We start from the raw sequence: 13355 nt of genomic DNA on the forward strand, positions 1-13355 counted from the left end.
GTGCGCGAAGGGCCCACGCCCGTCCTGCGTCCTGCCCGGGCAGGTCCTGGCTCAGACCTCCAGATCGTTCTCGATCCGGCGCAGCTGGTGGCGGGCCATCGCCATGTTGGCACGGTTCGAGTCCAGCACGAGGTACAGGAACAGTCCGTTGCCGCCGCGCCCCTTGAGCAGGCGGATCAGGTGGTACTGGCTTCCCAGGGTGATCAGGATGTCCTCGATCTCCTCCTTCAGCCCCAGCAGTTCCATGGTGCGCAGTTTCGAGCGCACGACATCGGTGTTGCCCGCGGCGGCGACCTCCAGGTTGAAGTCCTTGCCGCCTCCGATCGTGCCGAGCGCCATGCCGCTGGTGTAGTCGACGAGGGCGGCGGCCGTGGCGCCGTCGATGGAGCTGAGGCAGTCCTTGAGCGAGGTCTCGGTGTTGGCCATGAGAGGTGTCCTTTCGGTCGTGATGGTTGTTCCGGCCGGTCGCCAGGTCGTGTCGCGGTGGCCGGCCTGGAGAAAAGCCGGTGTTCAGCCGCCGGGCCGGGGCTGGTGTGCGGGCCGCTGCGGGGCGCGCACCGGGAGGGTGCCGATCCGGCGGTCGGCGTCCGGGTGCGGCGGGGCGTGCGCGTCGAGCGCCGCACGCTCCGCGTGCCGGCCCCCGCCCGGACCGACCCGGGTGTCGATCAGCTCCGCGATCCGTGCACCGCTGCGCCTGCCCTCCAGATGCAGCCGGCCCACGTTGACCCGGTCGTCGGCGAGCAGGGTGAGCACGGCGGTGCTTCCGGCGGCGTAGGTCGCCACGTACCCCCGGGTGCCGCGCACCAGCAGTTCGCGGAACTCGCCGCGGGCGGCGGCATCCGTCATGCGGTACGCGACCCCGAGCGCGGCGGCGGTGAGCGCGGCCAGTCCCTCCGGTTCGGTGTCGGGCACGTCGTGTGCGAGGACGAGTCCGTCGACGGTGGCCGCGAGCGATCCCGCCAGCCGGGGGATTCGGGTACGGAGCCGACGCAGTTCGTCCAGCACGTCGGTCTCGACGGCCATGAACAGTCTCCTTTCGGCACGCTGTCGACGCGCGCGGATCACAGGGCCTCCAAGGCGTCCAGGAGCCGTCGCAGCAGTGCTGTGTCGGGCTCGTCCCACGCGTCGCCGGATGCGCCGGTGTCCGGACGGACGGAGGCGACCGGCGGGGGCGGCGCGGGGGTGATCAGTCCGTCGGCGGCCAGGCGGCGCAGCTCGACGAGGGTGTGGAAGGTGCGGCACGCGAGGGCCGAGGCGATCTGCGCGGCGGTGCTGACACCGTCGACCCGGGCGAGAGTCCGGCCGCGGCGGGGCGGCAGGTCCGTCCGGTCGGCGCCGGGTGCCCGGGTGAGCGGGGCGGTGTCGACGGCGGGGTCGGGCCAGATGCGGTCCAGCAGGTCACGGCGGCGCCGCGACTCGCGCAGCACGCCGGCCACCGGGACGGGACGGACCGCTCCGAACCAGTGGGCGGCCTCGGGTCTGAAGCGGAGCGCTGCGGTGTCCTGGGCGAGCGCGAAGTACGCGGCGTCGAAGAGCGCGCCCAGGTGGCACAGCTCCAGCGCGCCGGCGGTGAGCCGGCCGCTGTCCACGAGCTGGCGGCCGACGCGGTTGCGGGCACCGGCCCGCTCGACCGCCTCCCACCAGCCGTCGGCGGGGAGCGCGCCGCTGCGGGTGAGCAGATCGCCGAGGTCGGGACTGTACGCGGATTCGACGTGGACGACGTGTCCCGCGGCCAGGTAGAAAACCCCGGACTCGGTGGAGAGAGCGCCGGTGGCGCGGTCGGCCGCGAGGCTGCCGAGCATGGCGGGCGCCGATCCGTCGGTGGCTGCCGCGGTGGTCATCCGAGCACCAGCCGGTCCGCCATCTCGGCCAGCCGGATGCGGGCCAGGGCCAGGTTGCCTTCACTGCGGTCGAGCCACAGGTACAGGAACACGGTGCTGTCGAAGGTCGTGATCACGAACCGGAGCAGGTGGTAGGCGTCGACGGTGGTGAGGATCAGGTCCTGGACCGGTGGTTCCCTGCCCGACAGGACGGACGCCCCGCCGCCGGCCGGTGCGAGTGTGCCGCTCTCCATGGCGAGGCGGGCGAGTTCGGCGGTCTCCGCCGCCGTGGCCTCCGGGTCGTCTCCCGGCGCCTCGCCCACCGCACCCAGCGCGAGTCCACTGATCCAGTCGATCACCAGCGCTCCTCGCGCACCGGGCAGTCGCATGGCTTCCAGCAGACTCTCGTCTATTCCGGGCACGCCGGATCCCCCTCCATCGCACGGCTGTACCGCGAACGTGACGTCGAAGCTACGCTGCGTGCTCGATCGAGGTGAGGGCTTTGGTGTTTTCCTTTGGAATATGCGACATGCCCCCCCTCGGCGCTGGTAGGGTCGGCGCTTTTTGAGATCCGGCACGACCGCCGGAAGGGCCCCGCAGTCGCGTCGGGGGGTTCCGGAGGGGCGGGGCGCGGCAGGGCCTTTCCCCGGCGGATGGTGGGCCGGCCCTGCTCGCGCGGACCCGTGGTGGTCGCGGGGTACTGTCGCAACCACGAGTGACGGCCCTCCACCCCGTGTGTGCCGCGCACACCCCGTGCGCGGCACACACCTGCGCGCAGAACACTGCGGGATGACACGTACGGGGATGACACGTACGGGCTGACACGTGACACATGAGGTCCCCGCCACACGGGTGGCGGGGACGAGAAACGCCGCCCGGCGGACCACCCGTGTCGGTCCCGCCGTCCGACAGCGACGACAATGGCAGGAAGTACGTGCCCCCGTTCACCCCTGGACCCATGCCGACCTCACGCACAGCCCGCCCCGTGATCCCGCCCTCCGTCTGGCTGACCGCCGGCCGGCACACCGGGAACGCCGCCCACGACGTACTCCGGCGCACCCTGCGCCGGCTGGAGGACGGCGGGGACATCGACTCGTTCCTGGAACTGCCCGGAGAGCCGCCCGAAGCAGGGCCTGAGCCGCGGGGCGACGCGCCGGACCTGGTGTTCCAGGCCCGTGTCCGGGTCGGCGGCACGGTGACCGTGCGCGCCCGGCTGAGCATCGGACCCGATATCGGCGAGGGTCAGCCGTGGATCCTGGTCGCCGAGGCCGAACAGCGGTGGGACCACATGTGGCCCTCCCCCACCGGCATGTTCTGGCCCATGGACGAACCGGGCACGGGCTGGAACCACGACGCCGCCACGGGGCTGCGGCTGGGAGAGATCAGTCCGCTCCCCGAGGACGACAAGGCCGTGAGGCGGTTGATGCGCGACTGCGCGCGGAGCGCGAACGGGAGCGGGTGGAACATCCACGTCGTCGTCCACGAGGCGATGACCACGGACGACCGTGGCCGGGTGCCGCTCGCGCACTGGCTGCCGCCGGGCCTGCGGCACCGTGTGGTGGAGCACCGGGCCGCGCCGCACCAGCTGCGGGTCGTGAACTGGGCGCTGCGCGACTGTGGCGTCGAGGTGCCGCGCGGTGGCGCGGTGGTCCTGCCCGGCAGCCCGGTCCCGGACGGCTACGACGCCGGTGAGTTCTCGGTGCGCGCGGTCTTCCTGGACGGCACCCGGCCGGCCGACCTCGTCGATGTGGTGACCCGGTTCGCGGTCCTGCCGCGTCCGCTGCCGGACGGCGCCGAGGCGGCGCTGACCGCGCTGCGGGAGGACTGGCGTCTGCTGAACCTGGAGGAGGAGCTCGCCCGTGAGCGCCGGCTGGTCGCCCTGTACACCGACGCGCTGGAGGCCATGACCAAGTCCCGCGACCTGTACCGGGAGGCCGCCGAGAGCGCCCACGAGGCGCTGGCCGCGTACCGGGAGGCCGCCGAGGGCCCGGGCGTCCGGGCTCTGCCGCCCGGCACGCCGGCTGCGTCCCCGGTGCAGCAGCTGACCCGCACGTTCGAGCGCCTGAGGTTCGGCCCGAGGGCACGCCGTCCGTCATCCGCCGGAAAGGAGCGCCAGGCTCCGCCCGCCGGCGACGCGCGGTCGGCGCCTTCCGGTCCGTAGGGGGGCCTGCCCGGCGGACCGTGCCGGACGGGCAAGGGCCGGACAGCCGGGAGCCGGCCGCGCGTCGGGGCAACGCGCCCGGACCGTACGGCGGTCAGTCCGGCATCCGGGGTGTGCCGGGTTCCGGCCACACCGCCCAGTGCCTGCCGGGGAACGGGGACGCCACCCGGACGACCAGGGCCGTCAGCGCCAGGAGCGCGGCGACGACGGCCGCCGCGCCGGCGAGCCACTGCGGGGCGAGCGCGAGGCCGACGGCCCGGGACAGGGCGGCGGACGGGAAGGAACCGCCGTAGGCATGGGCCCCGGCCAGGGCGGCCGGCAGCACGACCGCCGCCGCCAGGACGAGCACTCCGGGGCGTACGACCAGGATCAGGGCCAGCACCGTGCAGAGCACCGGCAGGCCGACCGCGAGGGCGTGCGGGACCAGGGGGGAACCGTCACCGCGGAGCGGGAAGTGGACCACCGCGCACACGGCGAGGGCCACCACGGCGGACCAGCTCGACCAGGTCACGGACCGGACGACCTGCGCGTGCGCCCGGGGGCGCCGGATCCGCCGTCTCGAGTGCAGGGCCGCCGCGCCCCGTGCGCCGCGGCACAGGGGCGGGAGGCCCGCCCCCGGCAGCGCCCGGCGCTCGTCCTCCCGGTCGTCCCCACGCCCCTCCCCGCGCCGGTCCCGGTTCCCGTCGGCGTTCCCGGCCCCGTTCCGGGTTCCGTGCACGCCGGCCGGGTTCCCGTGCTCGTCCTGGTGCCGGGACGGTTCGGGCGTGGGGTGGCCGGTGGGGTCCGCCGAGGGCTGCGCGGCCAGACGGTCTATCAGCTCGATCAGTTCCTCGACGGAGCGGCCGGAGGCGGCGGCCCGCAGTGCCTCCTCACGGCAGTGGGGTGCCAGCTGCTCACTGTGCAGCAGTGCCACCAGCCGGGTCACGTCCTCCACCGGACGGTGTGCCGCCGCGGCCCGGATCACCTCGTCCGCGCTGTCGGCGTCGCGGGGCGGACGGGTCAGCAGGGCGACCAGGCGGGCCACGTCCTCCACGGAGCGGCTCACCCCGATGGCCCGTAGGACGTCGACCACGGCCCGCGTGTGTTCGGGTGAGCGGGCCAGCGACGTGATGAGGTCGGCGACCTCGTCCAGGGGGCGGTCCGACACCGCCGCGTACACCAGGTTGCCCACGGGGTCTCCGTACTGCTGCCGGCCCTGCCCCTCGTCGGGGCGCAGGGATCGGGCCGAATCGCTGTCCACACGCAGCCCGCCGGTGCCGTGAACCGTCCCGGCGGTCGGAGGGGGCGGCGGCGGTGGCTCCGGCGGGAGGACCACGTCCGTCCCGCCGGGTATCTCGGAGGCAGTCGAAACGGTCGAGTTGTTCGAGGGACCCGAAGTACTCGACGGGGGTGTCGATGAGCAGGTGGTCATGCTCGGCTCCATGAAGAAGACTCAGGCCGCTCCCCGCCCCCGGACGTACGGTGAGCGACGTTACGTGGACCATTACTAGACGCCCGCGCCCGGCACGGCCACTCGGCTGGGCCACCGGTATGACCTGCGCCACTTTGTCGACTCCCGCAGGTGCCATACCGGAGCCGTTCCCGGGCATCCAGAGGGAGGGACCGTGTCCCGCCGCACCTTGAGGAGGACAGCCCGTGGACACCACCACCGTGGTACTCGTCGTGGCCGCCGTCGCCGCGGCCGCCATGCTCGCCTGCGCCGTGGCCGTCGCGGTGCGGCTGGTGCGCACCCGCCGCGAGCTGCGGCGCGCCGGTCTGCCCACGGGCCCGCGCTGGGCGTTCTGGGGCGCGGTTCTCTATCTCGTCCTGCCGGCCGACCTGTTGCCCGACCCGGTGTATCTGGACGACATCGGGGTGCTGCTGCTCGCGTTGCGCTCGATGCGCGGCTCCCTCGGCGCGAGTTCACCCAAAGTGACGTCCCGGCGACCGGATCGCGAACCCGCCGACGACTACGCTCCGTGAGGAAACCAACCACCCGTTCGATTCGTATAAGTCTCTGGAAGCCAAAACAAGTCGGCGGACCAAGCGGCTGCGCACAGCGGGCCGTCGCCTGGTCGGCGCAGCACCGACGAGGGAGAGACGATGCAACCGTTCGCGCTCAACTACGCACGTCCGGCACTGGAGTTGGCCGTAACCACTCCGTATGTGTACGACTCCGGACTGCAGTTGAACGTTCTCGCCGACGGACGGGTGGCAGCCTGTGATCACGCACTGTTGCGAGAGGTGGGCACCACGACGTCCACGGCGGGCTCCAAGACCCACTTCGACGACTGACCGTGGGCTACGGACGATGACCATACTGATCCTCACCTGCGAGGAGGATGTGACCGCCGACATGGTGGTCGTGCACCTGCACGGCTCAGGGGTTCCGGTGGTACGCCTCGACCCTGCCGATCTGACCGGCGGCGTCTCGCTCTCGGGGGAATACGTCCACGGCCGTTTTCGCGGCCATCTCTCCGCCGGTGGGCGACTGGTGAGCATCGGCGGGCTGCGGTCCGTGTGGGTGCGCAGGCCGGGCACCCCGGCCGGGCGGGCGGCCCAGCCGTCACCCTGGCTCACCGAGGAGGCCGCTCAAGCCCTCTACGGGATGCTGCGCGGCTCGGACGCCCGCTGGATGAACCATCCGGACGCGGCCCGGCAGGCACGCCACAAGCCGTGGCAGCTCCGGCTGGCGCAGCGCTGCGGTCTGCCCGTGCCGGCCACGGTGATCACGACCTTCCCGCGTGCCGCCCGGGAGTTCGCGGAGCGGTTCCCGGACCTGGTGGTCAAACCGGTCTCCGGAGCGCATCCGCAGGATCCGCCGCGGGCCGTACCGACCAGCCGGGTGGCACCGGACACCGACTTCGCCGCGGTGGCGTTCGGACCGACACTGCTCCAGCGGCGAATCGCGAAGCGCGCCGACATCCGGCTCACCGCCGTGGGCGAGCGACTGCTGGCCGCCCGCAAGGCCGCCGACCCTGGCGCCGAGCCGGCGGAGGTGGATGTGCGTTTCGCGCCGCCCGGGGCCCCTTGGGAGCCGGTCGACGTACCGCCGCGCGTCGCCGACTCCGTCCGCGCCTACCTACGCAAGGCCGAACTGGCTTACGGGGCCTTCGACTTCGTCGAGGATGCCGACGGGACGTGGTGGTTCCTGGAGTGCAACCAGTCGGGGCAGTTCGGATTCGTCGAGGTGGAGACGGGACAGCCGATCGCGCACACCGTCGCCCAGTGGCTGGCCCGGCCCGTTTCCGAGGAGACGACGGAGGACGACAAGGCGCGCACCGGGGCATGCTGAAGGGCCCTCACCACGCGGGGGGCGTGGTGGCACGGGCACGTCCTCCGGTTCGGTACCCGGATCAGTGCGGCCTGGGGCCGGGCAGCAGGGCTGCGGTGCGCTGCCAGCCGTTGCCCGGGGAGTGCGGCCGGTCGAGGCCGCCCCGGGAGTACCCGGGGGACTGCAGGGGACGCATGACCTGCTCCAGTTCCCTGTTCACTCGTTCGGCTTCACTGCGGACCTGTGCGGGCACATCACCGCGCTCCGTGACGAGTCGGTCATAGATGGGGGATTCCTTGAACACCCGGCAACGTGCCTCTCTGTTTCGTCGGCCCCGGGGCGGGGACGCGACTGACGAGTGTATGCGCCCGGACATCGTTCAGGGGGAATTCACCCATACGGCTTGACGCAGACCGGCACACGAGAGGCGGTCACCGCGCCCCCGGAGGGCGGAACGCACGGGCCGGTGCCGGCTCCCGGTCAGGCGCCCGTGGTCGAACCGGGACGGACGATCATGAGGACCGTGACGGTTGCCCACAGCAGGTTGAACACGCCGGTGAACATGGCCAGTTGCACTGTCTCCCGCCGGTCGACGGACCGGTGCTGGGCCAACTGTTCGACGAGTTCGTCCTGGCGGGGCAGCACGAACGCGATCAGGACGGCCGCGGCCGCCGCCGTCAGGCCGATGGAGGTGACGAGCCAGCCGTCGCCCAGGACGCCCATGGCGAGCGCCGTGGCCAGCCCGAGCACGGGTACCGCGATGCCGATGCGGGCGTAGACCCCGCAGATGCGGTGCAGCACCTCGACGGTGGTCACCGCCGTCGCGACGGGCCCGTCGCCCCCGGCGGGGGCGGCGCGGCGCGCGGCCGGCGGAAACATGCTCGCCGCGACGGTCACGGGGCCGACGGCGAGGATGGCGGCGAGGACGTGGAGGGACAGCAGGAACTTGGTCACCGGGGCTCTTTCCTTGGCGTGATCAGCGGTGAGGGCTCACGCTAGGGGCCCTACGGACCTCACCCCAGGGGCTGGATCGACAGCTTCCGACGGATTCCCGCCAGCCCGACCGTCTGCTCTTCCTCCGGCCGCCGCACCACAGTGCTGCCGCCGCCTCGGTTTTCACGGGTGGCGGGAATCCGTTTACCGTGGCGTTCATGCACTCCGTGGCGATTCTGCTGCTCGACCGGGTCATCCCCTTCGACATGGCCGCCCCCATGCAGACCTTCGACTGGACGCGGCTGCCCGACGGCCGGCCCGCCTACCGGGTGCGGCCGTGCGCCGAGACGCCCGAGGTGGCGGCGGACGGCGGGCTGTTCCTTCGCGTCGAGCGCGGGCTGGAGGCGCTGGCGGACGCCGACACGATCATCGTCCCGGGCCGCGCCGAGGGCGCCGCTCCGCTCTCCCCCGCCGTCGTGGCGGCGCTGCGCCGGGCGGCCGGGGCAGGCGCCCGGATCGCCTCGGTGTGCGTGGGCGCGTTCGTTCTGGCGGAGGCGGGGCTGCTGGACGGGCTGCGCGCCACCACGCACTGGGTGGCCGCGGACCGGCTGGCCCGCGCCTTTCCGCACGTCGAGGTGGAGCCGGGCGTGCTCTACGTCGACAACGGGCAGATCCTCACCTCGGCCGGTGCAGCCGCCGCGCTGGACATGTGCCTGCACATGATCCGTCGGGACCTCGGCTCGGCCGTGGCCGCGAACGCGGCCCGGATGTCCGTCATGCCGCTGGAACGGGAGGGCGGGCAGGCCCAGTTCATCGTGCACGAGCAGCCGCCCGTGCCCCGGGGGTCGGCTTTCGAGCCGCTGTTCGAGTGGCTCGAGGACAACCTGGCGCACGAGGTCACCCTGGGGACGATGGCGGCGCGTGCCGGGATGAGCGAGCGCACCTTCGGCCGCCGTTTCCGCGAGCAGACGGGCACCACGCCGGTGCAGTGGCTGCTGCGGGCTCGGGTGCGGCGCGCCCAGTATCTGCTGGAGAACAGCGACTGCACGGTCGAGCGCATCGCTCAGCAGTCCGGGTTCGGCTCGCCCACGGCGTTCCGCGAGCGGTTCCGCAAGGTGGTGGGCACCACGCCGTACGCGTACCGGTCGGCGTTCCACGGGCGGCGGGCCGTCGCGGGCACCGGCTCGTAGCGGACCGGGCGGCGGCCGGTCACACGGCCAGGCAGCGGCCGTTCTCGCCGTCCGGGTCCGCGGCCCGGCCGTCGGGCGCGGTCCGCTCCCGGACGAGCAGCGCGTCCGCGCGGGTGACGGCCTCGCGGATACCGGCCGTTCCCGTCATCACGCAGAGCGTGTACGTGATGTCCTCCAGCTCGCGCGCCGCGACGGGCGAGGGCCGCTCCGCCTGCGCGATCCGCAGTGTCGCGTAACGCGTCAACAGCTGCCTAAGGGTCTTCAGGTCCGGTACCAGCACGAAGGCGCCTCTCTCTGGGTGTGTGGCTGCGCCTACCCGCATCGCGTGCAAACATTCCGTCAGGCCACCTGCCCGCTGTGCAGCGCGGTGTACACCCCTCCCCGGCGCAGCAGTTCCTCGTGGGTACCGACCTCCTGGATCCGGCCGTCCGCCATCACCACGATCCGGTCGGCACCGCGCACGGTGGACAGCCGGTGCGCCACGACGAATGTGGTCCGTCCGCGCAACAGCCGGGCGAGCGCCTCCTGGACCAGCGCCTCGGAGCGGGTGTCCAGTGCCGAGGTCGCCTCGTCGAGGACGAGCACCTTGGGGTCCCTGATCAGGGCGCGGGCGATGGCGAGGCGCTGGCGCTGTCCGCCGGACAGGCGTGCCCCGCGCTCCCCGACGAGGGTGTCGAGGCCCCGGGGCAGCCGGTCGACGAACTCCAGCGCGTTGGCGTCGCGCAGCGCGGACCGCACCGACTCGTCGTCGGCGTCGTCCATGCCGTAGGCGACGTTCTCCCGGATCGTGCCGTCGAAGAGGATCGACTCCTGGGGCACGACCGACAGGAAACGCCGGTAGGTGCGCAGGTCGAGGCCGTTCATGTCGGCGCCGTCCAGCAGCAGGCGGCCAGAGGTCGGGCGGATGAAGCCGATGACGAGGTTCAGCACGGTGGACTTGCCCGCGCCCGAGGCGCCCACGAAGGCGACGGTCTCGCCGGGGGCGACATCGAGGGTGAAGTCGCGCACGGCAGGGCTCTCGTCCCGCTGGTAGGCGTGGCCCACGCCTTCGAACGTGACCGCGCCGCGCAGGGCGGTGACCTCCGTCTTGCCCTCGTTGTCCTCCAGTTCGGGCGCCTGGAGGACCTCGCCGACCGACCGGACGGACTCGAGGCCCTTGGTGATGACCGGGGCCAGGCTCGCCAGCGTCGTCGTGGAGTTGGTGAGCGTGGTCAGGAAGGCGCTCAGCATCACGATGTCGCCGGCGGTGACGCCCCAGACGTCGTAGTACGAGATCAGCGCAGCGCCGGCCAGCACGAGGACGCCCACCACGTTGAGCACGACCCAGGCCAGTGAGCCGAACCGGCCGTTGACCAGGTCCAGGCGCATGCCGGAGGTGAGCAGCCGGTTCAGGGTGCCGTCCATCCGGCGCAGGGCCTTGCCCTCCAGGCCGTGGGCGCGGGTGACCGGGATGAGCCGGGTCATCTCCGTGACCCGGGACGACAGGGTCTCCACCTCGTGCCGGAAGTGCTCGTTGTGGGTCCGCAGCCGGGACCGCAGCCGGGCCACGAGCAGGGCTGCGGTGGGCACGACGACCAGGAAGACGGGAAGGAACTCGGGCGTGCGGATGCCGATGATGACCAGTCCGCCGATGAGTACGGTGGTCGCGCCGAGCCCCATCTCCGCGGTCTGCTGCACCATCTGTTCGACGGTCTCCACGTCCCGCACGACCTTGGCCTGGAGCACGCCGGCGCTCACTCGGGAGTGGTAGCCGATGGAGAGCTGCTGCATCCGCGTGCACAGGGCGGAGCGCAGGGCGGTGCCCATGCGGCGGACGCTGCCGTACAGGAGGCGCACGTAGAGCAGGTGCAGGGGGTAGTTGACCAGCAGGATGAACATGATGACGCCGGTGCTGGTCCAGAGCTGCGAGATCGGCCGGTGCTGCACCACGGTGTCGATGATGGACGCGGTGATCAGCGGCAGCAGCCAGATGGGGCTGTGCTTGACCGTGAAGACACCGACCGCGGCGGCGAGCCGGCCGCGGTCGGGACGGAGCAGATAGGCGAGGGTGCGGATCGGGTGCTCGCCCCGGTAGCGGTGGTCGAGCGGTCTTGCCGGCGACGACGCCATGGGTGGTGGTCCTCCCCTGTGAGCCTTCTTCAGAAAACGCTTTCTCCCCTTGTGTGCCAGGAGTACACCAGCGCGTGAGGTGTTCCGTCGGTGGCGCCCGGCGCCTGAGACGGGCGGGGTGGGTGCAGGCCCTGTCGTCAAACTCCCGTCCGCCTAGACGGCGGCCAGCTCCGCGATGTCCTCGGCCGTCAGGACGAGGCCGGCGGCGCCCGCCGAGTCACGGACCGACTCCGGCCGGCTCGCCCCCGGGATGGGTACGACGACCGGCGACCTGGCGAGCATCCACGCCAGGCAGACCTGATACGCGCTCACCCCGTACGCGCGGCCGATCCGTGCGAACGGAGCGTGGGCCGAGGCAAGTTCACCGGCCCGGGCGATGCCGCCGAACGGGCTGTAGGGCAGGAACGCGATGCCGAGCTCGTCGCACAGGCGCAGCTCCGGCTCGCTGGAGCGAAAGGCCGGGGAGAACTTGTTCTGCACGGAGACCAGCCGGCCGTCGAGGATCTCGTCGGCCTGCCGGATCTGCTCCGGGTCGGCGTTGGAGACACCGGCCATGCGGATCTTCCCCTCGTCCAGCAGTTCGCGCAGCGCGCCGACGGACTCGGCGTACGGGACACGGGGGTCGGGCCGGTGGAACTGGTAGAGCCCGATGGCCTCCACGCCCAGCCGGCGCAGCGAGGCCTCGCACGCCCTCTTCAGGTGTGCGGGGCTGCCGTCCTGCGTCCAGCTGCCGTCGCCGGGCCGCAGATGACCGCCCTTGGTGGCGACCAGGACGTCGCCGCCCCGGCCGTGGGAGGCGAGGGCCTTGGCGATCAGGGTCTCGTTGTGGCCGACCTCGTCGGCGCCCAGGTGGTAGGCGTCCGCGGTGTCGATCAGCGTGACACCGGCGTCCAGCGCGGCGTGCAGGGTGGCCAGGGAGCGGGCCTCGTCCGGGCGCCCCTCGATCGACATGGGCATGGCGCCCAGTCCGATGGCACCGACCTCGACATCACCGATACGGCGGGTGTGCATGGGCACGGGACCTCTTCCGGCTGTCGTCTCACGGTGGTGGAAAGCGCGTACCAGCCTGGTCGCCGTACGGCCCGAAATCCAATAGAAGAAAGCGAACGCATTCAGCAGGCGGGGCACTGAATCGGGCCCGCCCGATTCTCCACGGCCGCCGCCACCCCTCGTCCCGGGGGTCGAGCGGCGTGCCGAGGTGTCGGCGCAGAATCGCCCGGCCTGGGGCAGGGTGGACAGCCCGAGGGGACCTACCGACTCTCACGTGCGGTGCGCGCGGCGCCCACCCCGTTCGGTGGACGGACGCAGGGTGCCCGGATGCCCGCCGAAGCGGCACGCGGCCGGTGTCGTGCACCGTCCGGCCGTCCGGCTCGAACGGCCAGGATGGTCATTGCATCGATCCGGTAACCGAGTGGTGCGAGTTCGCATGTGAGGTGCCGTCGTTCGGGGACAATCCCACCGTGTCCACTTCGCCTTCACCTTCACCCGACGTCGAGCTCGATGACGGCACACCCATCCGGTTCCTGCTGGCACCGGCTCCCGTACCGGGGCCGGTGGCCTCCGCCGGTGGCGGGGACCTTCCGGACGGCATGGGAACGGCGGTTCCGGTGGCCGCCGGCGGACGAACCGTCGCCGGCTTCGCCGCCGGAGCCCTGCGCGGCACACTCAAGCCCCTCGGCCCGCTGCTGCAGGAGGTGCACGACGCCGTCACCGCCGTGCCCGACCCACCCACGGAGATCAGTGTCAGCTTCGGCGTCCAGGTCGGCCAGGACCTCAAGTTCGGGATCGTGGGCAGCACGGGCCAGGCGCACCTGACCGTCACCGCCTGCTGGAAACCGGCCGACGCCGCGGCGCCCGCCACTCCTGCCGCGCCGCCTGCCGCGGAGTGA

The 13355-nt window shown here is 72.5% G+C and carries 16 protein-coding genes; 6 read left to right on the plus strand and 10 right to left on the minus strand.

Features of this window, described 5'->3' with window-relative positions; translation table 11 throughout:
* Positions 1-51 precede the first annotated feature (51 nt).
* The 4 genes from ACFWVE_RS14920 to ACFWVE_RS14935 form a co-directional block, all read right to left on the minus strand.
* Positions 52-426: a hypothetical protein gene (locus ACFWVE_RS14920; protein WP_384013203.1), complete on the minus strand. Its 375-nt coding sequence runs from the start codon at positions 424-426 to the stop codon at positions 52-54.
* Between the two features lie 84 nt (positions 427-510).
* Positions 511-1023, minus strand: coding sequence for a roadblock/LC7 domain-containing protein (locus ACFWVE_RS14925; RefSeq protein WP_384013205.1), 513 nt, complete (start codon positions 1021-1023; stop codon positions 511-513).
* Between the two features lie 38 nt (positions 1024-1061).
* Positions 1062-1841: a hypothetical protein gene (locus ACFWVE_RS14930; protein WP_384013208.1), complete on the minus strand. Its 780-nt coding sequence runs from the start codon at positions 1839-1841 to the stop codon at positions 1062-1064.
* Positions 1838-2242 carry a hypothetical protein gene (locus tag ACFWVE_RS14935; protein ID WP_384013211.1) on the minus strand — a complete coding sequence of 135 codons (405 nt, stop codon included), beginning with the start codon at positions 2240-2242 and terminating at the stop codon, positions 1838-1840. Before ACFWVE_RS14935 ends, ACFWVE_RS14930 begins: the two co-directional genes overlap by 4 nt.
* A gap of 536 nt (positions 2243-2778) precedes the next feature.
* Here ACFWVE_RS14935 and ACFWVE_RS14940 point away from each other — a divergent pair.
* The gene (locus ACFWVE_RS14940) at positions 2779-3981 is read left to right on the plus strand and encodes a hypothetical protein (protein ID WP_384013214.1); all 1203 of its coding nucleotides are present in this window, start codon (positions 2779-2781) and stop codon (positions 3979-3981) included.
* Positions 3982-4075: 94 nt separating this feature from the next.
* Here the strand turns inward: ACFWVE_RS14940 and ACFWVE_RS14945 are convergent, their stop codons facing one another.
* Positions 4076-5221 carry a hypothetical protein gene (locus ACFWVE_RS14945; protein ID WP_384013219.1) on the minus strand — a complete coding sequence of 382 codons (1146 nt, stop codon included), beginning with the start codon at positions 5219-5221 and terminating at the stop codon, positions 4076-4078.
* Positions 5222-5616: 395 nt separating this feature from the next.
* On the opposite strand from ACFWVE_RS14945, the gene ACFWVE_RS14950 reads away from it, so the two are divergent.
* The 3 genes from ACFWVE_RS14950 to tgmB all read left to right on the plus strand — a co-directional run bounded on the left by ACFWVE_RS14950 (position 5617) and on the right by tgmB (position 7255).
* On the plus strand, positions 5617-5943 hold the full coding sequence (locus ACFWVE_RS14950; protein WP_384013221.1) for a YkvA family protein: 327 nt from the start codon (positions 5617-5619) through the stop codon (positions 5941-5943).
* A 120-nt stretch (positions 5944-6063) separates the two neighbouring features.
* Complete coding sequence (tgmA, locus tag ACFWVE_RS14955) at positions 6064-6255, plus strand: putative ATP-grasp-modified RiPP (RefSeq protein WP_384013224.1); 192 nt, start codon at positions 6064-6066, stop codon at positions 6253-6255.
* A 16-nt stretch (positions 6256-6271) separates the two neighbouring features.
* Positions 6272-7255: an ATP-grasp ribosomal peptide maturase gene (gene tgmB / locus ACFWVE_RS14960; RefSeq protein WP_384013227.1), complete on the plus strand. Its 984-nt coding sequence runs from the start codon at positions 6272-6274 to the stop codon at positions 7253-7255.
* Positions 7256-7316: 61 nt separating this feature from the next.
* Here the strand turns inward: tgmB and ACFWVE_RS14965 are convergent, their stop codons facing one another.
* Both ACFWVE_RS14965 and ACFWVE_RS14970 read right to left on the minus strand, forming a co-directional pair.
* Positions 7317-7538, minus strand: coding sequence for a hypothetical protein (locus ACFWVE_RS14965; RefSeq protein WP_384013230.1), 222 nt, complete (start codon positions 7536-7538; stop codon positions 7317-7319).
* Positions 7539-7714: 176 nt separating this feature from the next.
* Entirely contained in the window at positions 7715-8188 is a 474-nt protein-coding gene (locus ACFWVE_RS14970) for a DUF2269 family protein (protein ID WP_384013233.1), read from the minus strand.
* 197 nt (positions 8189-8385) lie between these two features.
* On the opposite strand from ACFWVE_RS14970, the gene ACFWVE_RS14975 reads away from it, so the two are divergent.
* Positions 8386-9357, plus strand: a complete 972-nt coding sequence (locus ACFWVE_RS14975; RefSeq protein WP_384013236.1) for a GlxA family transcriptional regulator — start codon at positions 8386-8388, stop codon at positions 9355-9357.
* 19 nt (positions 9358-9376) lie between these two features.
* Here ACFWVE_RS14975 and ACFWVE_RS14980 read toward each other — a convergent pair whose 3' ends face one another.
* The 3 genes from ACFWVE_RS14980 to ACFWVE_RS14990 form a co-directional block, all read right to left on the minus strand.
* The gene (locus tag ACFWVE_RS14980; RefSeq protein WP_384013239.1) at positions 9377-9601 is read right to left on the minus strand and encodes a DUF5133 domain-containing protein; all 225 of its coding nucleotides are present in this window, start codon (positions 9599-9601) and stop codon (positions 9377-9379) included.
* 95 nt (positions 9602-9696) lie between these two features.
* On the minus strand, positions 9697-11466 hold the full coding sequence (locus ACFWVE_RS14985) for an ABC transporter ATP-binding protein (protein WP_384013242.1): 1770 nt from the start codon (positions 11464-11466) through the stop codon (positions 9697-9699).
* A gap of 153 nt (positions 11467-11619) precedes the next feature.
* Positions 11620-12477 carry an aldo/keto reductase gene (locus tag ACFWVE_RS14990; RefSeq protein WP_384013371.1) on the minus strand — a complete coding sequence of 286 codons (858 nt, stop codon included), beginning with the start codon at positions 12475-12477 and terminating at the stop codon, positions 11620-11622.
* Between the two features lie 449 nt (positions 12478-12926).
* Between ACFWVE_RS14990 and ACFWVE_RS14995 the strand changes: the two genes are divergently transcribed.
* Complete coding sequence (locus ACFWVE_RS14995; RefSeq protein WP_384013244.1) at positions 12927-13355, plus strand: CU044_2847 family protein; 429 nt, start codon at positions 12927-12929, stop codon at positions 13353-13355.

Source organism: Streptomyces sp. NPDC058632 (genome assembly GCF_042717095.1).
Lineage (GTDB): Bacteria > Actinomycetota > Actinomycetes > Streptomycetales > Streptomycetaceae > Streptomyces.